The sequence below is a fragment of the Citrobacter sp. Awk 4 genome (genome assembly GCF_028069725.1).
GTDB lineage: Bacteria > Pseudomonadota > Gammaproteobacteria > Enterobacterales > Enterobacteriaceae > Citrobacter_D.
Map to the genome: position 1 here is coordinate 117,983 of NZ_JANEWG010000002.1, position 22,018 is coordinate 140,000.

Consider the following 22,018-nt stretch of genomic DNA (forward strand, 5'->3'; position numbering starts at 1 on the left):
TGCCTCGCTGATCAGATGAAGTGCTTACGCAAACGCTGGGAGAGGAAATCCAGCAGGCTGACGGTCACGATGATTAGCACCATCAGGGCGCAGGTTTGCTGAAACTGAAAACCGCGAATCGCCTCCCACAGCGTGACGCCGATGCCGCCTGCGCCGACCATTCCGACCACCGTGGCGGAACGGACGTTGGACTCAAAACGGTACAGCGAGTAGGAGATGAGCAGCGGCATTACCTGCGGCAGAACGCCGTAGAGGATCTCTTCGATTTTGTTGGCACCGGTGGCGCGAATGCCTTCTACCGGGCCCGGCTCAATGGCTTCTACCGCTTCGGAAAGCAGCTTGGAGAGCACTCCGGTGGTGTGGATAAACAGCGCCATGACGCCCGCAAAGGGGCCAAGACCGACGGCGACTACAAACAGCATGGCGAAGACCATTTCGTTAATGGCGCGACAGGCGTCCATCGCCCGGCGCATCGGTTGGTAAATCCACCACGGCACGAGGTTGTCGGCGCACATCAGGCCGAAAGGAATCGAGAGCACGACGGCGAGGGCGGTGCCCCAGACGGCGATTTGCAGGGTGACGGCCATTTCACCGAGATAGTCCTGCTACTGGCTGAAGTCCGGCGGGAAGAAATCAGCGGCGAAGGTCGCCATATTGCCGGAATCTTCGATCAGCGTGAGCGGGGCCATTTCAGCGCCCTTCCACGAGACAATCAGCACGGCGAGCAGGATGGCCCAGCTCAGCAGCGAGAACCAGCTACGCCTGGGCTGTGGGATGGTGATGGTTTGCATGGTTGGCTCCTGGGTGTCGATGTTTCGGGTCTGTTGTAGGCCGGATAAGGTGCTGGCACCGCCATCCGGCATGGAATCCCTTGCATTGCCTGATGGCGCTGCGCTTATCAGGCCTACAATTTGGGCACCAGGTTTACTGCACCGCTTTGTTCACGCTGGTCATCGCTCCCAGCGCGGCGGTCAGACGGTCGAGATCATCCAGTTGCGCCTTCAGCGCCGAAGTTTTGCTGGTTTTCTCTTCCTCGTTCAGTCCTTTGTTGTCTTTCACGCCCTGCATCTCTTTAAACAGCGCCAACTGGCGAATCGGCACCAGTTGCAGATCGCTGGAGGCACGGAACGGCGCCCAGCCCAGACGTTCCAGCGTGGTTTTCTCTTCCGGCGTTTTGCCGTAATGCATAAAGAAGTCGTACACCTTGTCCTTGGTGGTTTCAGAGAGATTCTTACGCCAGACGATCGGATCGCCCGGGATCAGCGGCGACTTCCAGATAACCTTCAGCGCTTTCAGCTTTTCCGGCGCGGAGGTTTTCAGCTTGTCGAGGTTTTCGGTGTTGTTGGTGGCGACATCCACCTGCTTGTTGGCGACGGCCAGCGCGTTGGTTTCGTGCCCGGCGTTGACGGTGCGTTTGAAGTCGCTGGCGGAGATGTTGTTTTTGGCGAAGACGTAGTAACCGGGAACAAGGAAGCCTGACGTGGAGTTGGGATCGCCGTTACCGAAGGTCAGATCCTTACGTTTGGCGATCAGATCGTTCAGGTTGTTGATCGGACTGTCTTTGTTGACGATCAACACGCTCCAGTAACCGGGCGATCCATCGGCCGCGACCGTCTGGGCAAAGACCTGACCGTTGGCGCGATCCACCGCTTCCATCGCTGAAAGGTTGCCGTACCAGGCGATATCGACTTTGTTAAAGCGCATCCCCTGGATTATCCCGGCGTAGTCCGGGGCGAAGAAGGCGTTCACTTTGATGCCCAGCGACTTTTCCATGTCCTTCAGGAACGGTTCCCACTGCGGCTTCAGGTTTTGCTGTGATTCGGTTGAAATAATGCCAAAGTTCAGCGCTTTTTCCTGCTCTTCGGCATGAGCCGGGCTTAACAAGGTGCTGATGCTGAACATGCTGGTGAAGGCCAGCGCGGCAACGGCTTTATAGCTCATCTATGTTCCTCACTTAGACAGGGTTCCAGGCGATTTCACTTATCCGCCTGGTCTTTTCAGTTAAATTAGGCAGCCTGCGCGTTCTGTTCGACGCGGTTCATGCTGCGGTAGAGATGGTCAAATCTGTCGTTATCAAAGTGCTGGCTACTGCCATCAAAAAACACGTGTCCCTGACGCAGAGCGACAATGCGTTCGCAGTAGCGCAGGGCGTACTCCACCTGATGCAGCGTGACGACCACGGTGATACCGTCGGTCTGATTGATGTCGCGCAGGGTGTCCATCACGATGCGCGCCGATTCCGGATCCAGCGAGGCGATAGGTTCGTCGGCCAGAATGACCTTCGCCTGTTGCATCAGCGCGCGGGCGATGGCGACGCGCTGCTGCTGGCCGCCAGAGAGCGTTGACACGCGCTGATGCGCAAACTGCGCCATCCCGACGCGGGTCAGCGCCTGCAATGCGCGTTGTTTCTGCTGCGGGCTGAACCAGCGAAAACAGGTGCGCCAGAACGGCGTGCTGCCGAGTGCGCCGATCAGCACGTTCTCGAGCACGGTCAGACGGTTCACCAGATTGAACTGTTGGAAAATGTAGCCCGTGTGGGCGCGGCTTTTGCGGATGTCGCGTGCCAGACGGCCTTCGCGCTGGACGGTGCGGCCCAACATCTCCACATGACTGCCCGGCGATTTATCGCCGACAATCAACCCGCTTAAGTGACGTAAAAGGGTGGATTTGCCGGAACCGGACGGGCCAAGCAGAGCCACCATCTCACCGGACGCGATGTCCATATCAACGGCGTGTAGCGCCTGCTGCTGATTGAATGTTTTGCAGAGTTTCTCGACACGAATCATCGTTTGCATGGTGCGGCCTCACTAAAAAAGTGGCCCCATCGTGGCGGATTAATGTGACGATTTTGTTAAGCGTTAGTGACTTGATGATGAAGAGTTGAGGAGAGATTGATGACAGTACGGGAGGGCGAGCCTCCCGTCAGGTTACTCGGTCGGCTGCTGCTGTTTTACAACGTTAATCATCCACGGCACGCCGTATTGATCGGTCACTTTACCGAATCCGTGCGCCCAGAAGGTTTCCTGCCAGTCCATTTCGATTTGGCCTTTGGCGGCAAGGTTGTCAAACCAGCGCTTTCCTTCTTCGACGTTTTGCGTATCAAGAACCAGCGTGAAGCCGGAGTAGTGTGCTTTGCCTGGTGCAACGGCATCACTCATCATGATATCGCTGCCCGCAATACGCACGTTGGCGTGGGCAATGGCGGTATCGGGGAATTTCATTCCGGAAGGGCAGCCGTCCTCGCTGTCCTGCGCCGATTTGGGCATTTCACCAAAATTAATTTTGTAGAGCAGCTCTGCGCCCAGTGTCTGTTGGTAGAAGGCGATGGCGTCGGCGCAATTGCCGGCAAAAGAGATGTAGGGACTTAACGGCATAATGTTTACCTCAGGTAAAAGAAGCCAGTTAAGTGTAGATGTTGTCGATAAAATGAAACCAGGCGGGAAGTATGACCTCCCGCCTGAGGCATCAGTTCTTTTTCACGAACTCGGATTTCAGCTTCATAGGGCCAAAGCCGTCAATTTTGCAATCGATGTTGTGATCGCCTTCGACCAAACGGATGTTCTTCACTTTGGTGCCGATCTTCAGCATGGAAGAGCTGCCTTTCACTTTCAGATCTTTAATCACCGTGACGCTGTCGCCGTCTGCGAGCAGATTGCCGTTGGCATCTTTCACGATGAGTTCGTCGCTGTCGTGAGCCGGTTCGGCATTGTTCCATTCGTGCGCGCATTCCGGGCAGATGAACATGCCGTTATCTTCGTAGGTATATTCGGAGTTGCATTGTGGGCAATTTGGTAATGACATGTGGGTTTCCTCAAAAAGTCAGCAGGGGCAAAAGCGCCCAAAAAATGGCAGATTGCCGAAAAAGGCCGCAATTATACATAAAATCCTTAACGTTGTCGGGACTATTGCCCACTTAAGAATATGCCAACCTGCGGCTGAAGGTCGCGGTGAGGGCAAAAAAAATATCATGACGATTTTTTTAAGGGAAATTGCTACGTTTTACTATTTAAGATAAGGTGAGTTAAACCTTCTGATAATAATGAGCCATCGGCGCTAACACATACTCGATTTTGTGTTGGTGAGTACAATCTCGCCCCCCTAATTCAGGTAGGTAAGAATGACATTAATGAGTATGGAACTTTATATATTCATCATAATTTAAGTGACATGAACTGAAGGTCTCCCTTTATCTTTCTTGCAGTTAACAGTAAGCGAGAGGTCCGGCCCCCGCGGTTGGTAAGTATTGACACATTCCTTGTTACCCTCAGGGATTCATTTTTTTAATATTTTCTACACGTAATTAAATATGCCAAAAATTCATAATAAAAATTATGGCTAAATAAAAGTAATATAAATTTGCGTTAAGGAAAGATTTTTCATGCACACACAGACAATCTATGAATTAAGTCAGGAAGCGGAGCGTTTATTATTACTTTCGCTCTCGCATCTCAGGCAATTAGCCGCATTTTCGCCGACGATGCTGGAGAGTGAGCGTGAGGGAAACGACATCAGTGGGGAAAATATTCTGCCCCCGCATTTTAGCGCCCGCGGCATCGCTGCCCAACACGCTATGCTTAACAATGAGTTGCGTAAAATTACGCAACTGGAAATGGTGCTGGCTATCGTTGGCACCATGAAGGCGGGAAAGTCGACGACAATTAACGCGATTGTCGGAACAGAAGTGTTACCTAACCGCAATCGCCCGATGACCGCACTGCCGACGTTGATCCGTCACACGCCGGGTCAGCAGGAGCCGGTGCTGCTTTTTTCCCATGTCGCTCCGATTGAGACGCTGATGCACACGTTGCAACAGCGGTTGAAAGAGTGCGATCGCCAGCATCTGACACTGGCGCTGGAAATTGACAAAGACATGAATGGACTCATCCAGCGCATTGAACACGGCGAAGCGTTCGAGCGTCATTATCTGGGCGCGCAGCCCATTTTTCACTGTCTGAAGAGTCTGAATGATCTGGTGCGTTTGTCGAAAGCGCTGGAGGTCGATTTTCCGTTTTCCGCCTACGCCGCCATTGAACATATTCCAGTGATTGAGGTTGAGTTTGTGCATCTGGCGGGGCTGGAAAATGTGCCTGGACAGCTGACTTTACTGGATACCCCAGGGCCAAACGAAGCCGGACAACCACACCTGCAAATGATGCTCAACGAACAACTGGCCCGTGCTTCTGCAGTGCTGGCGGTGATGGACTACACCCAACTGAAGTCGATCTCCGATGAAGAGGTGCGTCAGGCTGTCGCCGCAGTGGGCAAATCCGTCCCGCTGTATGCGCTGGTGAACAAGTTCGATCAAAAAGACCGTAACAGTGATGATGCCGAACAGGTCCGGGCGATGATTTCCGGTACGTTGATGAGGGGCTGCATTACGCCGGGGCATATTTACCCGGTCTCTTCGATGTGGGGATATCTGGCGAATCGGGCGCGCCACGAACTGTCGGTCCACGGTCGGTTGCCTGACCCTCAGGAACAACGCTGGGTTCAGGATTTTGCCGAGGCCGCGCTCGGTCGACGTTGGCGAATGGCCGATCTTGACGATACTGAACACATTCGCCATGCAGCTGATCTGCTGTGGGAGGATTCGCTGTTTGCACTACCGATGCAAACGCTCATGCAGGCGGCGTATGCCAATGCTTCGCTTTATGCCCTGCGCTCGGCGTCGCATAAGTTATTAAATTACGCCCAGAGCGCACGCGCGTATCTGGATTTTCGCTTTCACGGCCTGACGGTTGCGCAGGAAAAGCTGCAGTTGAATATCACCCAGGTCGAGGCGGATTTGCAGCAATTACAGGCGAGCCAGACGTCTGTGGGTGATGAAGTGCGCCACGAAGTCGCATTGGCGATGGATTCGGCAAATGCATTGCTGAACCAGCAAGAAGCCGACATTTTACATGCCATTAGCCGGTTATTCAGTGCAGAAAGCGTCATGGAGATGTCAACACGCGACACGTCTTCACCGACTCCGGTTGCTGAAACAGAAGGCGAAATGCTGGTGTTGCATGACGAAAGTCAGGCGCAGGTTATCTTAAACAAAATCCGGGCGTCCTGTGAGGCCGTGCTATTAAAGGCGCAGGAGAATGTTAGCCGCGATCTGGCGTTGCGTTTTGAGCAACTCGAATCAACACTGGCGCGGGTGTTTACGGATGCGATGCGCCCGATTGAAGCGCGGGTTAAAGAGGCGCTGAGTCATGCCGGTTTTCGGTCACGGATAAGCTTCCCGGCCTTTCATGCAGCGCTGCTTAATTTCAATACCCAACCCTTGTTCAACGAGGCGATGACCCGGGAGACGTTGCAGGACGCGCAGAATCCGCGCAGCGCAAGCGTACGCGAGACCTTCTCACGTTGGCTGAACCATCCTCACTGGGGAGGGCGAGATTATGTGGAAACAAAAGCGCGCTATCTCATTCATCTCACTACATTACATGCCAGCCTTGATCAGTATGTCCGCCACTGTTGCCAGCAAGTCCGTAATGCGTTGGCCGCGCAGGTCGATGTTTCTGTTACGGCAGGCATGGCGACGTTTTTTGCTGACTTTTCACTGTGCCTTTCGGGGCTGCAGGAGAGCTTGCGGGAAAGCCTGGCGATGCGGCAACAGAATGAATCTGCGGTGACGGCGTTGAGCCAGCAATTGCAACACAGTCTTTCTGGCGTGGCGTGGATATATGAGGACTCCCGCCTGTTGCGGGACGACATCCAAACCCTTTTTGCGACTGAACATACATGATAAATGCGTTACGGGAAGGCCCGGGGAGGATGCTGGAGTGTATTCGCCCGAAGTTTATGGTTTCTCTGATTCAGGGAGACGAACTCAAACGGTCTGGCGATAAGCTGCGACAGCTTTCGATTCGCGAGCGCCTGCTGCAAGAGATGTTGACCTACACACAGCTTCGTACATGGCCGATGACGGGAGGCAGTGAACATTTGCTGATGCGCCTCACGCTGGTGGAAAAACTGGCGGGGATGATTGATCCCGGCCATCTGGCGCTTTCCCGTATTGCTCAACGTCTGGCGCTGCTGCAACACAGCGAACTTCCCCGTGTATACGCGACCCCTGGTATTCGCCAGCAACTCGACGCGTTGGCCGACGAGTTTACCCGGCGCTGTACGTACAAAGAAAAGGCGTTGACGCAACGGGGGTTGACGGTACAGGCGGGAGAGCACAGCGAGCAGGTTTTTACCCGCTGGCGAGCCGGAGTATACGACGGTTGGTCGTTGCCGGGGCGCTGTTTTGTTGCGCTTGAGGAACTACGGTGGGGCGCTTTCGGCGATGCCTGCCGTTTGGCCAATGCCGACGTCGTCTCGATGCTGAAAGACAATTTGCGTGCAATGGCCAGTCACGCGCTGGCGCACAGCATTCACGCCGCACCGACAACCCGCCATTACTACTCTCAGTGGCTCAATATGCCCAATAGCCAGGCAACAAATGACAATCATGATCTGTTGAACTGGCTTGGAGACTGGTGTGACGCCGACAGACATCCGGTGTGCTGGTCCGTGACGCAGCGTTGGAAAAATGTGGCGTTAGGGATGCCGAGACTCTGTTCGGCGCAGCGGCTGGCGCATGCGATGGTGGAGGAAATTTTTGCGCCGTCCCCTCTGGCAGGCCCAGAGGGGACGGGGAGGATTTAGTGATTTAAGGAGTCGGCCGGTTGCTCAGAGACGCTTTGTGCCGGGACGTTGCCGAAGCGTTTGGCGTACAGGGCGGTGATAATCGGCACCAGAATCGCGGTCACAATCACGCTGGCGGCGACCAGGGCGGTGGCTGACGCCGCAACGGGTTCAAATGCCGGGTTAATTTGCGCGATGATCACCGGGTTGGCGACGGCGGCACCGGCTGCGGAAGAGGCCGCAACACCTGCAGTACCGTTCCCGCCACCGATCACACGGTCAGCGATAATCAGCGGAATACCGGTGATGATAATGACCGCGACACCCAGCACGATACCCAGCAGGCCAGTATCCATAATGACGCCCAAGTTAATGGTGTTACCGAGCGCGAAGCCGAAGAACGGAATCAGTACTGGCGTGGCTTTGCTGAAGAAATCACGGAAGTCTTTATCAAGGTTGCCCAGTGCAAAACCGATCAGGAACGGCAGGATTGCACCCACAAAATGGTGCGGTTCAAACGATGCCAGACCTGCAGAACCCAGGATCAACATGGTCATCAACGGACCGGATTCCAGAGACATCAGAACGAAGGCGCCAGACTCTTCTTTGGTGCCGTACTGGTTCATCAGGCTGGCATACAGACCGCCGTTGGTCATGTCCATCGCAGAGACAATCGCCAGAACGGACAGACCGGCGAAGAAACCGGTTTGAATACCGTTTTCTGGAATAAACATGGCACAGACCATTGCCACAGCCCAGGCCACAGCGATTTTGGTGATCACCAGCGTTCCGGATTTACGTAACACGGTACCCGTTGCACGCAAGTTAATAGAGGCGCCAATACAGAAGAACCATACCGCCAGAATCGGCACGGTACCGGTAATCATACCTTTGGTAAAACCACCGAAATAAGCACCGGTATTGGGTGCCAGAGTATTCAGGATTGCACCCAGTACCAGAGGAACCAGCATCATCCCACCAGGGATACGTTCAATAGCAGCTTTAATTTTCATAAGCATCCTCACGGCTTGTCGCGCACAACACACGGACAAGTCAGTAAATTATATTAATTTCAAAATCTTATGTTGCTAAGGAAGTGCGGAATGTCTTCCTTCTCTTTGCTGGCACAAATCGGATGCGGCGTGTGTCTCAGTGTCGCTATCCCCAGAGATGTTGTGTCTGTAGTCATCTTGCATTCTATGGAATTGCGATTCAATCAAAATAAAACGATGTTTTAGTTACACGTATCACATATTTTATGGAAACCTTCCAGAAAGCCATTGAATATTAAAAATGCTGTAAATGCTTTGTAAAAAGAGAGCGGGGTTTTTGTCTGACAGCTTAATAGTCACGGTAGTGATACTTCATTTTAATAAACAAGTGACCGACCTTTTTGCGTGTCAATAAACGCTATTTTCCGTCAGCAAAAAATCGACTGAGAATGACCTTATTTACAGTTGATGACGAAGAGAATATATATGTGTGAAGTTGATCACACATTTAAACGCTGGTAGGGTAAAGAAGTCATTAACCGCCCAATCAGGCGTCAACAGGTTCGGTTGTACAGGCCTCAAACGGTCCGTGGAAGTAAACCTGCTACGCTTGTTACAACATCTGCATCTGTGCAGATCCACGCTCGACGTTGCCGTTAGCACGCATTGCGCTAATGAATTCGATATGTAGCGAGACGGGCTTAGTCTACGAGGACAGCTATGCTGAAAAGGAAAAAAATAAAACCGATCACGCTTCGCGACGTGACCATCATTGATGATGGTAAATTGCGTAAAGCGATTACCGCAGCATCGCTGGGTAACGCGATGGAGTGGTTTGATTTTGGTGTTTATGGCTTTGTTGCCTATGCGTTAGGTAAAGTATTCTTTCCGGGGGCTGACCCCAGCGTGCAGATGATTGCCGCGCTTGCCACTTTCTCCGTTCCCTTCCTGATTCGACCGCTTGGCGGATTATTCTTCGGTATGTTGGGTGATAAATACGGTCGCCAGAAGATCCTCGCCATCACCATTGTGATCATGTCGATCAGTACCTTCTGTATTGGTTTGATTCCCTCGTATGCCTCTATTGGTATCTGGGCACCGATCCTGCTGTTGCTGTGCAAAATGGCGCAGGGATTCTCGGTCGGGGGGGAGTATACCGGGGCGTCGATTTTTGTTGCCGAGTATTCGCCTGACCGTAAACGTGGGTTTATGGGGAGTTGGCTGGATTTTGGTTCGATTGCGGGCTTCGTGCTGGGCGCGGGGGTGGTTGTCCTGATTTCGACCGTGGTCGGCGAGGAAAACTTCCTCGATTGGGGCTGGCGCATCCCGTTCTTCATTGCGTTGCCATTAGGGATTATTGGTCTTTATTTGCGTCATGCGCTGGAAGAGACCCCGGCGTTTCAGCAGCACGTTGATAAACTGGAGCAGGGCGACCGTGAAGGGTTGCAGGACGGCCCGAAAGTGTCGTTTAAAGAGATTGCCACCAAGCACTGGCGTAGCCTGCTGACCTGTATTGGTCTGGTGATTGCAACCAACGTCACTTACTACATGTTGCTGACGTACATGCCGAGCTATCTCTCGCATAACCTGCACTATTCTGAAGATCACGGCGTGCTGATTATTATCGCCATTATGGTCGGGATGCTGTTTGTACAGCCGATTATGGGGCTGTTGAGTGACCGTTATGGCCGCCGTCCGTTTATCATTCTGGGTGGCGTTGCGCTGTTCGTGCTGGCGATCCCGGCCTTTATGCTGATCAACAGTAATGTTATCGGTCTGATTTTTGCCGGTTTGCTGATGCTGGCGGTGATCCTCAACTGCTTCATTGGGGTGATGGCCTCGACGTTACCGGCGATGTTCCCGACGCACATTCGTTACAGTGCGCTGGCGGCGGCGTTTAACATTTCGGTACTGATTGCCGGTCTGACGCCAACCCTGGCGGCCTGGCTGGTGGAAAGTTCGCAGAATCTGATGATGCCTGCCTATTACCTGATGGTGATTGCGGTGATTGGTTTTGTGACCGGAATTACCATGAAAGAGACCGCGAATCTTCCGCTGAAAGGCGCGACGCCAGCCGCGTCGGATATCCAGGAAGCGAAAGAAATTTTGCGCGAACATCACGATAATATCGAACACAAAATCGAAGATATCGATCAGGAAATTGCGGAGTTGCAGGCGAAACGCTTGCGTCTGGTACAGCAGCATCCGCGTATTGATGAGTGATAAGTAAACCCTTAAGGTTCACTTAATCTCTATTGTGCACACTCTCCTCCAGCGTCCCGGAGGAGAGTGTGATGAAAAAGCGTGTTTACGAAAGTTTGACTACCGTGTTCAGCGTCATGATCGTCAGCAGTTTTGTCTACCTTTGGCTGACCACTTACTGAGCTTTATGCAGTATCACCCAGGCACGCGTGCCTGATGTGCCTTCACGGTTTTGCAGGAAGAACTGCCCGCGATGCAGTTGCGTAATGCGACTGACAATACTGAGCCCCAACCCAATCCCGCCGTATCGGCTGTCCATGCGAACAAAGGCTTCGCTGAGCTTCCCGCATTTACTTTCATCAATCCCCGGGCCTTCATCTTCAACGGCCATAATCGCGTCGTTACCGGTGTTGAGACTGATCGTGATGGTTGTCCCTTTCGGACTGTAACGGTGTGCGTTTTCGACCAGATTGCGTAGCAACATACGCAGCAGCGTGGCGTCGCCGCGTACCGTGACATCCTCTGCGCTGTCTGGCAGTAGCAGCGTTTGCTGGCGTTGATCCAGCATGGTGCTCAGCTCGTCATAAGAGGGCAGGATCACGTCATCCAGTAGTTTCACATGCTGATAATTTCCTAATGAGAACGACTGGCCGACACGGGCAAGTTGCAGCAATTGCGACACACTATCCATCATTTGGTCGAGACGGGCCACCAACGGTGCGACATCCACATTATGCGCTTTGGAGAGCAATTCCAGATGCAGACGCACCCCAGAGAGCGGGGTGCGTAATTCGTGGGCGACATCGGCAGTGAACAGGCGTTCATTCTCAAGCGTGGTGGTCAAGCGGGTGACCAGCTGATTCAGCGCCGTGACCACCGCATCGATCTCAATGGTGCTACTGTGAATGTTTATTGGGGTCAGATTATCTGCCGTACGCGTTTCCAGCTCTTTTTGCAGGTCGGCAAGCGGGCGGGTTATACGGCGAACCGCCTGATAACAGATGAGCAGCGTCAGACTGACCATAAACACGGCGGGGACGATCAGGCTGGCTACCGCTTCGCGGATCTCGTGCAGGATGTGGCGGTCATTGTTTCGATTCTCGCGTAGCGCCTGCTCGAAAAGTTGGATCTGCTCGATGCTTTCGTGCCAGAGCCAGAAGGTGCTGATCAACTGAAAGACCAGCAGAATCAGGCCGATGGTTAGCATCAGACGCTGACGAAGGGTCATGGGTCTGTGCAGAAAACGCGTCAGGTTCACTTAGTTTTCCTCAGCGACAACCAGCATGTAACCAAACCCCCGAACGGTGCGGATACGCGATTTCCCCACTTTGTCACGCAGGTTGTGAATATGCACCTCCAGCGTATTGGTCGACGGCTCGTTGTCCCAGTTGTAAATGTCGTTGTACAAAATTTCGCGATGCACCGGGCTGCCTGCTTTGAGCATCAACCGTGACAGCAACGCATACTCTTTTGGCGTTAAGATCAGTTCTTGTCCGTCTAACCAGACCTGGCGACGCCCTAAATTCAGCGTCAGATTGCCGACAACCAGCTCACTCTCGCCCTGATTATTGTGGCGACGTAACAGCGCCCGAATTCGCGCGTGTAACTCTTCCAGTGCGAACGGTTTGACCAGATAGTCATCGGCGCCGACATCCAGTCCGGCGATACGATCGTTGAGCGTGTCGCGGGCGGTGAGGATCAGCACCGGGAGGGTGTATTTTTTCTGCCGGATGCGGGCCAGAAAATGCAGTCCGTCTTCATCAGGCAGACCCAGGTCCAGAACCACCAGACTGTAATGCGCGGTCTCCAGACAATGCTCTGCGGCGCGTGCGGTAGAGACGCCGTCGCAGGCGTACCCTTCTGTTTGCGCGGCAAGAATCAGTCCCTGCAATAACAACGTGTCGTCTTCAACAATCAGAATTTTCATTCGCTTAGCCTCCTGCAAGGTTGCAGAATATCATCTGCGGTCTGGTAATACTTCGTCTGCACGCCCGTTAATCCCAGCATGGTCGAGAAAAGATTGTCCTGCGAGAAATCCTGCGAGCTTGCCTGTTTTTGTAAACACGTTTGGTCAACCTGATAGCGCTTTTGATAATCATCAGAAAGCCAGAGCAGCATTGGCACATGTTTTTGGGTATCCGGGGCAATGGCGTAAGGCAGACCGTGGAGATAGACACCATTTTCGCCTAAGGACTCGCCGTGGTCGGAGAGATAAACCAGACTGGTGGTGAAATTATCCTGATGTGATTTCAGTATATTGATCGTCTTATCAACAATATAGTCAATGTACAGGATGGTGTTATCGTAGGTGTTCACTAACTGCTGCTGTGAACAGGTCTGAATTTCGTTGGTGTCGCAGGTCGGGGTAAAATTCCGAAACTGCGGCGGATAACGGTGGGAATAGGTTGGGCCGTGGCTGCCAATGGTATGCAGGACAATCACGCCATCCCCCTGCAGTTTGTTGATGTACTCTTCCAGACCGTGGAAAAGAACCTCGTCATAGCATTCACCTTCAATACACTGCCCCGGCAGATTCAGCGCCGTCATATCCTGATGTGGAACACGATCGCATGCGCCCTTACAGCCGCCGTCGTTGTCATTCCACAACACGTTAATTCCGGCACGTTGGATGATATCCAGCAACCCTTCCTGATGATGCGCCAGCTCTTCATCATAGTGTTTACGCGGCATACCGGAGAACATGCACGGCACGGAAATCGCTGTCGCAGTACCGCAGGAAGTGGTGTGAGGGAAATAGACCACGTTGTCTTTTTCCAGACGTGGATTGGTCTGGCGTGAATAACCCGACAGCGAGAAGTTATCGCCGCGCGACGTTTCGCCGACGATCAGGATGGTCAGATTTTTACGCGGCGCTTTGAGCATGAGCGGGTTGCGATGGGCATCCTCGCCAATTCGCACCAGCGGCAGGTTGGCAAGACGTTCGTGCGAATACCAGGATGAGGTCGCGACAATGCTGCCCGACGGGCTCAGTGCTTTGATGAGCTGCTTATTATTGCGAAACAGCGACGCGTAATCTTTGTAGAAAAAGAGGGCGACCAGCAGAATCAGCGACACAGAAACCAACACACTGACGGTGCGATACACCACACTGCGTAACGCCGGGGTGGTCGGTTTGATTTTGATCCAGCAGGCTATCACGGCAGCCAGGATGCCGCCAACGCCCAGCATCAGCACCATTTGCGGCGTTATCAGAGCGAATGTTTCTGCCGGTGTGGTATCCATCATATTGGCGATCATCGAGCGGTCGATGATGATGCCGTAGGTCAGGATGAAGTATTGCGCCGCCGCGCCGATCAAAATGAACAGGCAGGCCAGCGGGCGATTCAGCCACAGGAACGAGGCCAGCGTCAGCGCAATATTCATCACGCTGAAGGAAACCACCGGCATGGATAAAAACACCAGCGCGTTGCGCAGGGAGTCCAGCGGTAAGTCCTGCAATACCTGCTTATAGAAGGCAATGTTCAGGCAGACAGCAATATAAAATGAGCACAGCAGAAGCCAGGAAATTTGTCCGAGAGTCGGTCTTCTAAAAAGGCGCGTTAACATTAGAGGGAGTTCCATCGACTAAGTGACGCAGATCCTCGCAAAGTAAAGTTAAGCCAACCTTAAGAATTTAAGGTTAATGATTGCCTGCCCGATGAGGCATGAACGCCTCATCGGGCAACAACGAACGGTTAACGTTAATTACGGCTAACCGGTGTATCCAGCGGATACGGGTTTTTGTGGATCCGGTTGTAGTTCAGCGCGTACAGCGCGGTAATGATCATCAGCGTCACGAACGACCACATCACCTCTTTCGCGCCAGAGCCGACAACTGCCCAGATGCAGTAGACAAACGCCACAAAGGTCACCAGCAGGTAGAGCGGACGCGCTTTACCAAAGTGTCCGTGACCGAGCAGCAGCAGGGCGGCACAGGTATAGAGATACGGCACCAGTGTGAAGATGACCGACACCGAAGAGACCAGGCCAAACTCTTTTGCCGCGTTGGGGGACATGCTGCTGAACTGGAAAATCGTCATCAGAATACCGACAATAATCAGCCCGGCGACCGGGGTTCCCGCTTTGTTCACGCGGGCGAAAATGGGTGGAAATAGCCCGTCGTCGGCGGCCGCTTTTGCCGTCTGACCGGCCAGCAGCGTCCAGCCGCCCAGAGAACCTAAACAACCTGCCGCCGCGCAGAAGGAGACAACGGCGCCAGCGGTATTCCCCAGCGCCATTCGAGCGGCGTCACCGAAAGGTGAGGCTGAAACACGCAGGGCGGCGTTGGGGATCATCCCCATGATGGCCGTGGTTGAGAGGACGTAACACACGGCGGCAATCAGTACCCCGCCAATGGTGGCGATTGGGACGTTGCGTTTTGGGTTTTTCACCACGCCTGCCGCTACGGAGGCGCTTTCTACCCCAATAAACGACCACAACGTGACGTTCAATGTGCTTTGAATTGCGCCAAAGGTATTCATACCGCTGACGTTCCAGGCGGCCATGTAGGTTTCACCACGAAACCAGAACCAGCCAAAAACGGCGATGCCAACGATCGGCACCAGCGCCAGGACGGTCGCAACCGCCTGCACGCGGGTGATCATTTTCGGCCCGACAATGTTCAGCAGAACGAAGATCCACAGCACCACGACGCAGGTGAGCGTCAGTACCAGCGGATCTTTCAGGATCGGGAAGAAGTAGCTCAGATAACCGACGCCAATGACCACCATGGCGATGTTACCGATCCAGCAGGCGAGCCAGTACAGAACGTTGGTTTGATAACCCAAAAAAGGGCCGAAGCAGCGGCGTGCATAAGCGTAGGAACCACCGGGACTGGGATCTAAGGACGACATTTTGGCGTAGACCATCGACAGCGCCAGTGCGCCGATGATCGTGACCAACCATCCGTAGATTGCAATCCCGCCGGTTGAAGCAAGGTTTGCGGGAAGCAGGAATACGCCTGAACCCATAATGTTCCCCGACACCATAAGGGTGACGGGGATTAAGCCCACTTTGTGAGCATCTGCATCCGTCGACATGTTTATCTCCTGGAAAGGTGAATCGCTACGTTAAAGTACGACGTATGATACGCCCTCAGGAGACCGCTTATTTATTATGGGGCGGGGTTATCGCCAATGCTGATATTATTGTGGCTCATCGTAAATCGGGGATGATTAAATAACCTGGCGCTCACGAAGCTGGCTGACATAATGCAGCGGCGTCATACCATAGAACTCTTTAAACACCGAAATAAAGTACGATGTACTGCTATATCCGCACAGTTGAGAAACCTGTGAGATATTTTTTCCATTCATCAGTAATTGATTCAAAGCGTAACGCATACGACAGGTTGTGATAATTCGGCTATAACTTGTATTTTCATTTTTGAGCTTTTTCTTTAACAAGCTCGGGCTTAAACATAAACAACTGGCGACCATGTTCAGGTTCCAGTCTTTATGGATATCACTCTGAATGATGTGATAAACACTGTCGCTGATACGGCTGCGCAGCATATGCATCAATAACGAGATAAACTTTTTACTGTCGAGAAAGCGTGATAATACAGTGAACAGCAGCGATCGAGTGCGTTCTTTTTCACTCTCATTCTGTGATTCCTCCAGGCTGTGTGTGGCAGCGACGCGGAACACATCCGGCGTCAGGCACACGGCAGTCAGTAAAGGTGTTGCGGAGCGTTGCCAGACCGGGACCTGTGAAAGATCTTTATTTAAGAAACGCAGATAGTCTTTAATGATGTCATAACTGATGTGCACGACCAGAGAATTATTGAGCGAGGAAATATCAATGATGTTATTTTCGCAGGCAAGCAGCGCCATATGGTTTGCCTTTAAGTTCACTGCCTCTTTGCCATTGACTCTCAGCCAGACATCTTTCTCAGTTAATACCACTATGCAAGGTTTGTTGCTGCAAATTCTCATACCCGAACTCCTGGAATATGAACATAAAATACCGGATCTCGCCAAAGGAGAGAGATACCGGGAGTAATTTCAATTGTATGATGAATCAATTGCTGCAATAAAATAGCGTGCCTGAATAGAATTACAATACCCAGGGTGATTATTAGTGTGTACATAATTTTTTACGCATTGCGTCCGTCGATTTTTGCGCAAAAAAAAGCGCGGGGTGGGCCCGCGCAAAAAGGTATGACAGTGTTATTGTTTTGCAGCATTACTCAGGAACCAATAGAGACACGTCATCCTCAAACTACAAACCAGATGGCTGGATCGTGGCGTTACGCTTTCACGCACATCACGTGATACACACCATCAATGATTTCCGTTCCTTCGGTTTCATGCTCAAAGCCAGGGAAATGATGGTCCCAGGACTGCAGCGAGCGTAAGTAGCTCACCTGCGGACTGTTTTCATCACCAAAGTTTTCCCCTGACAGCAGCATCGGGATTCCCGGCGGGTAAGGGATGACGGCGTTGGCCGCAATACGACCCGGCAGGTTTTCAATGGCCACCATCTCAACGTTGTCGTTGACGATGGCGTCCCAGGCATCGCGTGGCGTTATCTCAGCAACGGGCAGACCGGAGTAAGCAGCATTGAGTCGGGTGCCGGGATTATTTTCACGCAGCCAGCTAAACATGGTGTCGCCGAGATCGTGAATGCCCATGTTTGCGTAAGTGTCAGGATAGTTCTGCGCCAGTTCCGGCATCACCTGCGCCAGCGGTGTGTTGGCGTCATAATGATGCTTGAAAGAGCATAGCGTGTTGATAAGCGTGCCCCATTTGCCACGGGTGACTCCCATAGAGAACAGGAACATAATCTGGAAGTCAGTGGTGCGGGTCGGCACAATCCCATGACGGCCAAGCCAGGCTGTTACCAGTGCGGCAGGCACCCCTGTCTCTTCCAGTTCGCCATCATCGCCCATTCCCGGTGCCAGAATACTGACTTTTATCGGGTCCAGCATGCTCCAGTTATCCGGCAGATCCTTAAAGCCGTGCCAGGATTCACCGGGACGCATCACCCAGCAGTCCTGCTCAGTGGCTAACAGTTGTCTCGGGGCATCAGCAAAGTCGTAGGTTTTTCCGGTTGCCGGGTCGGTAACGACCTCTTTGTTCCACGGTTTAAAGAACCACTCCCCGTCTGCGGCGAATTCGTTATACAACCGCGCCATGGCCTGGCGGAAGTCGATCGCTTCTTCGATCACCTCCTGGGTCAGCGACAGGCCGCTGTTCCCATCCATCATCGAGACCGCCACATCGTTGGAGGCGCAAATCGCATACAGCGGCGAGGTGGTGGCGTGCATCATGTACGCCTGGTTAAAGCGGGAGAAGTTTATCGCGCCACGACCTTCACGCACGTGGATATAAGAGGCCTGAGAGAGCGCATTCAGCAACTTGTGGGTGGAGTGGGTGGCGAAAACGGTCGGGCCGCTGTGATCGCCCGGTTGACCGCGCATGGCGTAGTGGTCGGCGTAAATCGGGTTAAAACGGGCATAACCGTACCAGGCTTCGTCGAAGTGTAGGCGATCGGTGGTTTGCGCCAGCAGCTCCTGCGCTTCTTTTGCGTTGTAGCAGACACCGTCATAGGTGCAGTTGGTCACCACGCTGTAGGACGGTTTTTGCCCCGCTTTGTCTTTGGTCAGCGGGCTTTCGCTGATTTTTTTCTGCAACGTTTCCGGCTGCATTTCTTGCGGATAGATCGGCCCGATAATTCCGTAACGGTTGCGGCTTGGCACCATATAGACCGGTTTGGCGCCGGTCAGGATCAGCCCCTGCTCGATGGATTTGTGGCAGTTACGATCCAGCACCACCACGTCGTTGTCGGTCATACAGGCCTGCATGATGGTGCGGTTAGAACCGGAGGTGCCCACCACGACGGACCAGGAACGATCGGCGCCAAAGACGCGGGCCGCATTTTTCTCACTCTCGCCAAAGGCGCCAGTATGGTCGAGTAAGGAACCCAGTGTGGTGCGTTCGATCCCCATGTCGCTACGGAACAGATTTTCGCCATAGTAATCATGGTAAAAACGACCTGCCGGTGTTTTGGTAAAACCGACGCCGCCCTGGTGGCCAGGCGCTGCCCAGGAGTATTCGTGGATGTCGCTGTATTTCATCAGCGCGTTAAACAGCGGCGGCAGGAGTTGCTGCCGATAACGGGTCATTGCGGCGATGGCGCGCCCGGCAATAAAGTCTGCGGTGTCTTCCAGAATCCAGGCGAATTCATCGACAAGCTCCAGCAGGTCGCGGCCCAGCGATGCCGTCGCTTTTTCCCTGTCGCCTAACAGGAAAACCGGGACGTTTTGCTGACGTTCGTGAAGCTTGCCGATCAATTGCCTGACGTTCAGGTGTTCATCCTGCTGTTCCATTTGGTAGCTGAACATCAGACAGTCAATGGCCTCATTAGCGGACAGGATGGCGTAACCGTCATCGAAAGACGTGGACTTAATGACGGTGACATTTTGCCGACTTAAGGCATCCGCCAGACGTTCGACGGCGCTGCCGACCCAGGTGTCCTGGTGCAGAAACTCACTTTCAACAATTAATACTTTCATCATCTCTTACCCGTTGTGGAGGTAATGCAATTTGCGGAATGCAGACACACCGTATGAATGTGACGCGGGCAAGTATTATCCTGAGAAAGTGAGGGTGTAAAGTGCGTGGGAAATACACAATTTTTATTTTTTGTGTTAATAAACAAAACATTAAATTGAATTGATAACGTTTTAGTGTCGTGGTTTATCGACAGGGGAATTATTTTTTTGGCTGATAGTGATATTGCCGCTTGGTAGCGCGAACGCGTTATCCGGCCTGGCGGTGTTAGGCCGGATAAGCTCGGTATCTTCGGGGTCAGGAGCCCGGTAACAGTGTGTATCGTCGTAGCTGGCGGCAATGGTAACCGGCCAGCAGAATCACGGTGGTTAACGCGCCGAGCAGGGCGCAGAACATATCTGACTGGGTGTCCCACGGATCGCCCTGAGTGCCGAGGAAATCATCCGCCCCCTGACCCATCGCCAGTGCTGCCCACCATTCAATAAGTTCATAGGTCGCGCTGATCGCCAGCGCCACGCAGCACACCAGAAAGGCCAGCATCTTACGTCCACGGACAAATTGCCCGCGCAGCAAAATCTCACGCGCCGTCAGGGCAGGGACTAATCCCTGGAAGAAATGACCTAATTTGTCGTACGGATTACGGTCCAGTCCCAGCCACGCCTGCACGTCGAACCCAATGGGGACTTTGGCATAGGTGTACATGCCCCCGACCATCAAAATGATGGCGTGTAAGAAAATGAGCGAATAAAGCAGGGGCGTCAGTGGGTAGCGTTTCGCTGTTGCCAGTAGCAGCGGGACGACAATAATCACCGGCGTGACTTCCATCAACCAGGTGAGTTTCTCCCCGGCAGAGATGCCGGTATAGAGGAGAATCAGCCCTAAAATGAGAGCGCCAGCTTGTAACATCAAGGGATTTCGCGTGCGGATCATGATGATTTTGTGACTCAAAGGAAAAGGTCACTATTCACCGCCGCGGGGAAAAATTCAACGCCTGTATTTCACAGGAAAAAACGGCCCGATGGGATACCGGGCCGTGAAGATTATTTCGCGCAGTTAGCGCATTGCTTGCTGACGATCTGCTGGAAGAAATCGTTGCCTTTGTCATCCACGAGGATAAAGGCCGGGAAATCTTCGACTTCGATTTTCCAGATCGCTTCCATACCCAGTTCCGGATATTCCACGCATTCCAGATGCTTGATGCTCTGTTGTGCCAGAACAGCGGCCGGACCGCCGATACTGCCCAGGTAGAAGCCGCCGTGTTTGTGGCAGGCGTCGGTCACTTGCTGGCTACGATTGCCCTTCGCCAGCATGATCATGCTGCCGCCGTGGGATTGCAGCAGATCGACGTAGGAGTCCATACGACCAGCGGTGGTTGGGCCCAGAGAACCTGACGGGTAGCCTGCCGGTGTTTTGGCCGGGCCTGCGTAGTAGATCGGGTGATCTTTAATGTACTGCGGCAGACCTTCTCCTGAGTCAATACGCTCTTTCAGCTTCGCGTGGGCAATATCGCGGCCCACGATGATGGTGCCGGTCAGCGAAAGACGGGTGGAAACCGGATACTGTGAGAGCTGGGCGAGGATCTCTTTCATCGGGCGATTGAGGTCAACGTTGACCACTTCACCTTCACCTGCCTGACGCAGGGACTCCGGAATGTACTGGCCCGGATTGTGTTCCAGTTTTTCGATCCAGATACCGTCGCGGTTGATTTTGGCTTTGATGTTACGGTCTGCTGAACAGGAGACGCCCATCCCCACCGGGCAGGATGCGCCATGACGCGGCAGACGGATCACGCGGATATCATGAGCGAAGTATTTCCCGCCAAACTGGGCGCCGAGGCCGAGTTTTTGCGCCTCTTCCAGCAGTTCCTGCTCCAGTTGAATGTCGCGGAACGCCTGGCCGTGCGCATTGCCTTCGGTCGGCAGTTCATCGTAGTAGTGCGTGCTGGCGAGTTTCACCGTTTTCAGCGTGCTTTCCGCCGAAGTGCCGCCAATGACAAACGCGATATGGTACGGCGGGCAGGCCGCGGTTCCCAAAGTACGCATTTTCTCAACGAGGAAGTTTTTCAGTTTACCCGGTGTCAGCAGAGCTTTGGTTTCTTGATACAGATACGTTTTGTTCGCGGAGCCGCCACCTTTAGCGACGCAGAGAAATTTGTATTCATCGCCGTCAACGGCGTAGAGGTCAATTTGCGCGGGCAGGTTGCTGCCGGTGTTCACTTCTTTGTACATATCTAACGCGGCGTTTTGCGAATAACGCAGGTTGTCTTCGATATAGGTGTTAAACACCCCTTTTGACAACGCCTCTTCGTCACCGCCGCCGGTCCAGACGCGCTGACCTTTTTTACCCATGATGATCGCCGTGCCGGTGTCCTGGCAGGTTGGCAATACGCCTTTCGCCGCGATTTCAGAGTTTCTCAGGAATTGCAGCGCGACGTATTTATCGTTTTCGCTGGCTTCGGGGTCGTGAAGAATGGAGGCGACTTGTTGCTGGTGTGCTGGGCGGAGCATAAAGGAGGCGTCGTGGAAGGCTTGCTGGGCCAGCAGCGTAAGGGCTTGTGGCTCGACCTTCAGAATCGACTCTCCTTCGAAGTCGCTAACGCTAACGTGTTCGGAGGTCAGCAGATAGTACTCTGTTTTGTCTTTCCCCATAGGGAAAGGCGCCTGGTAAGTGAATTCGATTTTTGACATTTGC

17 protein-coding genes and 1 pseudogene are annotated in these 22,018 nt (G+C 53.2%); 4 read left to right on the forward strand and 14 right to left on the reverse strand.

Annotation, left to right across the window (positions count from 1 at the left end; genetic code table 11):
* Positions 1-11 precede the first annotated feature (11 nt).
* The 5 genes and pseudogenes from phnE to NNO04_RS01310 all read right to left on the reverse strand — a co-directional run bounded on the left by phnE (position 12) and on the right by NNO04_RS01310 (position 3,801).
* Positions 12-791, reverse strand: a pseudogene (gene phnE, locus NNO04_RS01290) (phosphonate ABC transporter, permease protein PhnE).
* Positions 792-924: 133 nt separating this feature from the next.
* Positions 925-1,941 carry a phosphonate ABC transporter substrate-binding protein gene (phnD, locus tag NNO04_RS01295; protein WP_271443127.1) on the reverse strand — a complete coding sequence of 339 codons (1,017 nt, stop codon included), beginning with the start codon at positions 1,939-1,941 and terminating at the stop codon, positions 925-927.
* A 65-nt stretch (positions 1,942-2,006) separates the two neighbouring features.
* Positions 2,007-2,795, reverse strand: coding sequence for a phosphonate ABC transporter ATP-binding protein (gene phnC / locus NNO04_RS01300; RefSeq protein WP_271443128.1), 789 nt, complete (start codon positions 2,793-2,795; stop codon positions 2,007-2,009).
* A 132-nt stretch (positions 2,796-2,927) separates the two neighbouring features.
* Positions 2,928-3,374, reverse strand: coding sequence for a VOC family metalloprotein YjdN (yjdN, locus tag NNO04_RS01305; protein WP_271443129.1), 447 nt, complete (start codon positions 3,372-3,374; stop codon positions 2,928-2,930).
* A 91-nt stretch (positions 3,375-3,465) separates the two neighbouring features.
* Positions 3,466-3,801 carry a zinc ribbon domain-containing protein YjdM gene (locus tag NNO04_RS01310; protein WP_271443130.1) on the reverse strand — a complete coding sequence of 112 codons (336 nt, stop codon included), beginning with the start codon at positions 3,799-3,801 and terminating at the stop codon, positions 3,466-3,468.
* 577 nt (positions 3,802-4,378) lie between these two features.
* Between NNO04_RS01310 and crfC the strand changes: the two genes are divergently transcribed.
* The gene (crfC, locus tag NNO04_RS01315; protein WP_271443131.1) at positions 4,379-6,733 is read left to right on the forward strand and encodes a clamp-binding protein CrfC; all 2,355 of its coding nucleotides are present in this window, start codon (positions 4,379-4,381) and stop codon (positions 6,731-6,733) included.
* Positions 6,730-7,638, forward strand: coding sequence for a diguanylate cyclase regulator RdcB family protein (locus NNO04_RS01320; RefSeq protein WP_271443132.1), 909 nt, complete (start codon positions 6,730-6,732; stop codon positions 7,636-7,638). Before crfC ends, NNO04_RS01320 begins: the two co-directional genes overlap by 4 nt.
* Here NNO04_RS01320 and kdgT read toward each other — a convergent pair.
* Positions 7,635-8,630, reverse strand: a complete 996-nt coding sequence (gene kdgT / locus NNO04_RS01325; protein ID WP_271443133.1) for a 2-keto-3-deoxygluconate transporter — start codon at positions 8,628-8,630, stop codon at positions 7,635-7,637. The two genes, NNO04_RS01320 and kdgT, sit on opposite strands and share 4 nt — an antisense overlap.
* 699 nt (positions 8,631-9,329) lie before the next feature.
* Here kdgT and proP point away from each other — a divergent pair.
* Both proP and pmrR read left to right on the forward strand, forming a co-directional pair.
* On the forward strand, positions 9,330-10,832 hold the full coding sequence (gene proP, locus NNO04_RS01330; RefSeq protein ID WP_271443134.1) for a glycine betaine/L-proline transporter ProP: 1,503 nt from the start codon (positions 9,330-9,332) through the stop codon (positions 10,830-10,832).
* Positions 10,833-10,903: 71 nt separating this feature from the next.
* Positions 10,904-10,993, forward strand: a complete 90-nt coding sequence (pmrR, locus tag NNO04_RS01335; protein WP_162381861.1) for an LpxT activity modulator PmrR — start codon at positions 10,904-10,906, stop codon at positions 10,991-10,993.
* Here the strand turns inward: pmrR and pmrB are convergent.
* The 8 genes from pmrB to fumA form a co-directional block, all read right to left on the reverse strand.
* A complete protein-coding gene (gene pmrB / locus NNO04_RS01340) occupies positions 10,987-12,069 on the reverse strand; it encodes a two-component system sensor histidine kinase PmrB (protein ID WP_271443135.1) in 1,083 nt (360 codons plus the stop codon). The two genes, pmrR and pmrB, sit on opposite strands and share 7 nt — an antisense overlap.
* On the reverse strand, positions 12,070-12,738 hold the full coding sequence (pmrA, locus tag NNO04_RS01345) for a two-component system response regulator PmrA (RefSeq protein WP_271443136.1): 669 nt from the start codon (positions 12,736-12,738) through the stop codon (positions 12,070-12,072).
* The gene (gene eptA, locus NNO04_RS01350; protein WP_271443137.1) at positions 12,735-14,378 is read right to left on the reverse strand and encodes a phosphoethanolamine transferase EptA; all 1,644 of its coding nucleotides are present in this window, start codon (positions 14,376-14,378) and stop codon (positions 12,735-12,737) included. The genes pmrA and eptA overlap by 4 nt, the downstream gene beginning before the upstream one ends.
* A 134-nt stretch (positions 14,379-14,512) precedes the next feature.
* Positions 14,513-15,850 (reverse strand): arginine/agmatine antiporter, encoded by a 1,338-nt coding sequence (gene adiC / locus NNO04_RS01355; protein ID WP_271443138.1) that lies wholly within the window; start codon positions 15,848-15,850, stop codon positions 14,513-14,515.
* Positions 15,851-15,985: 135 nt separating this feature from the next.
* A complete protein-coding gene (locus NNO04_RS01360; RefSeq protein ID WP_271443139.1) occupies positions 15,986-16,747 on the reverse strand; it encodes an AraC family transcriptional regulator in 762 nt (253 codons plus the stop codon).
* Positions 16,748-17,061: 314 nt separating this feature from the next.
* Positions 17,062-19,329 carry an arginine decarboxylase gene (gene adiA / locus NNO04_RS01365; RefSeq protein WP_271443157.1) on the reverse strand — a complete coding sequence of 756 codons (2,268 nt, stop codon included), beginning with the start codon at positions 19,327-19,329 and terminating at the stop codon, positions 17,062-17,064.
* Positions 19,330-19,624: 295 nt separating this feature from the next.
* Positions 19,625-20,257 (reverse strand): DUF2238 domain-containing protein, encoded by a 633-nt coding sequence (locus tag NNO04_RS01370; protein ID WP_271443140.1) that lies wholly within the window; start codon positions 20,255-20,257, stop codon positions 19,625-19,627.
* Between the two features lie 110 nt (positions 20,258-20,367).
* Positions 20,368-22,014: a class I fumarate hydratase FumA gene (gene fumA, locus NNO04_RS01375; protein ID WP_271443141.1), complete on the reverse strand. Its 1,647-nt coding sequence runs from the start codon at positions 22,012-22,014 to the stop codon at positions 20,368-20,370.
* Positions 22,015-22,018: the final 4 nt, after the last annotated feature.

Excerpts from the sequence above, each read along its gene's own strand:
- phnD (WP_271443127.1), bottom strand. The coding sequence starts at position 1,941 with ATGAGCTATAAAGCCGTTGCCGCGCTGGCCTTCACCAGCATGTTCAGC.
- phnC (WP_271443128.1), bottom strand. The coding sequence starts at position 2,795 with ATGCAAACGATGATTCGTGTCGAGAAACTCTGCAAAACATTCAATCAG.
- yjdN (WP_271443129.1), bottom strand. The coding sequence starts at position 3,374 with ATGCCGTTAAGTCCCTACATCTCTTTTGCCGGCAATTGCGCCGACGCC.
- NNO04_RS01310 (WP_271443130.1), bottom strand. The coding sequence starts at position 3,801 with ATGTCATTACCAAATTGCCCACAATGCAACTCCGAATATACCTACGAA.
- crfC (WP_271443131.1), top strand. The coding sequence starts at position 4,379 with ATGCACACACAGACAATCTATGAATTAAGTCAGGAAGCGGAGCGTTTA.
- NNO04_RS01320 (WP_271443132.1), top strand. The coding sequence starts at position 6,730 with ATGATAAATGCGTTACGGGAAGGCCCGGGGAGGATGCTGGAGTGTATT.
- kdgT (WP_271443133.1), bottom strand. The coding sequence starts at position 8,630 with ATGAAAATTAAAGCTGCTATTGAACGTATCCCTGGTGGGATGATGCTG.
- proP (WP_271443134.1), top strand. The coding sequence starts at position 9,330 with ATGCTGAAAAGGAAAAAAATAAAACCGATCACGCTTCGCGACGTGACC.
- pmrR (WP_162381861.1), top strand. The coding sequence starts at position 10,904 with ATGAAAAAGCGTGTTTACGAAAGTTTGACTACCGTGTTCAGCGTCATG.
- pmrA (WP_271443136.1), bottom strand. The coding sequence starts at position 12,738 with ATGAAAATTCTGATTGTTGAAGACGACACGTTGTTATTGCAGGGACTG.
- eptA (WP_271443137.1), bottom strand. The coding sequence starts at position 14,378 with ATGTTAACGCGCCTTTTTAGAAGACCGACTCTCGGACAAATTTCCTGG.
- adiC (WP_271443138.1), bottom strand. The coding sequence starts at position 15,850 with ATGTCGACGGATGCAGATGCTCACAAAGTGGGCTTAATCCCCGTCACC.
- NNO04_RS01360 (WP_271443139.1), bottom strand. The coding sequence starts at position 16,747 with ATGAGAATTTGCAGCAACAAACCTTGCATAGTGGTATTAACTGAGAAA.
- adiA (WP_271443157.1), bottom strand. The coding sequence starts at position 19,329 with ATGAAAGTATTAATTGTTGAAAGTGAGTTTCTGCACCAGGACACCTGG.
- NNO04_RS01370 (WP_271443140.1), bottom strand. The coding sequence starts at position 20,257 with ATGATCCGCACGCGAAATCCCTTGATGTTACAAGCTGGCGCTCTCATT.
- fumA (WP_271443141.1), bottom strand. The coding sequence starts at position 22,014 with ATGTCAAAAATCGAATTCACTTACCAGGCGCCTTTCCCTATGGGGAAA.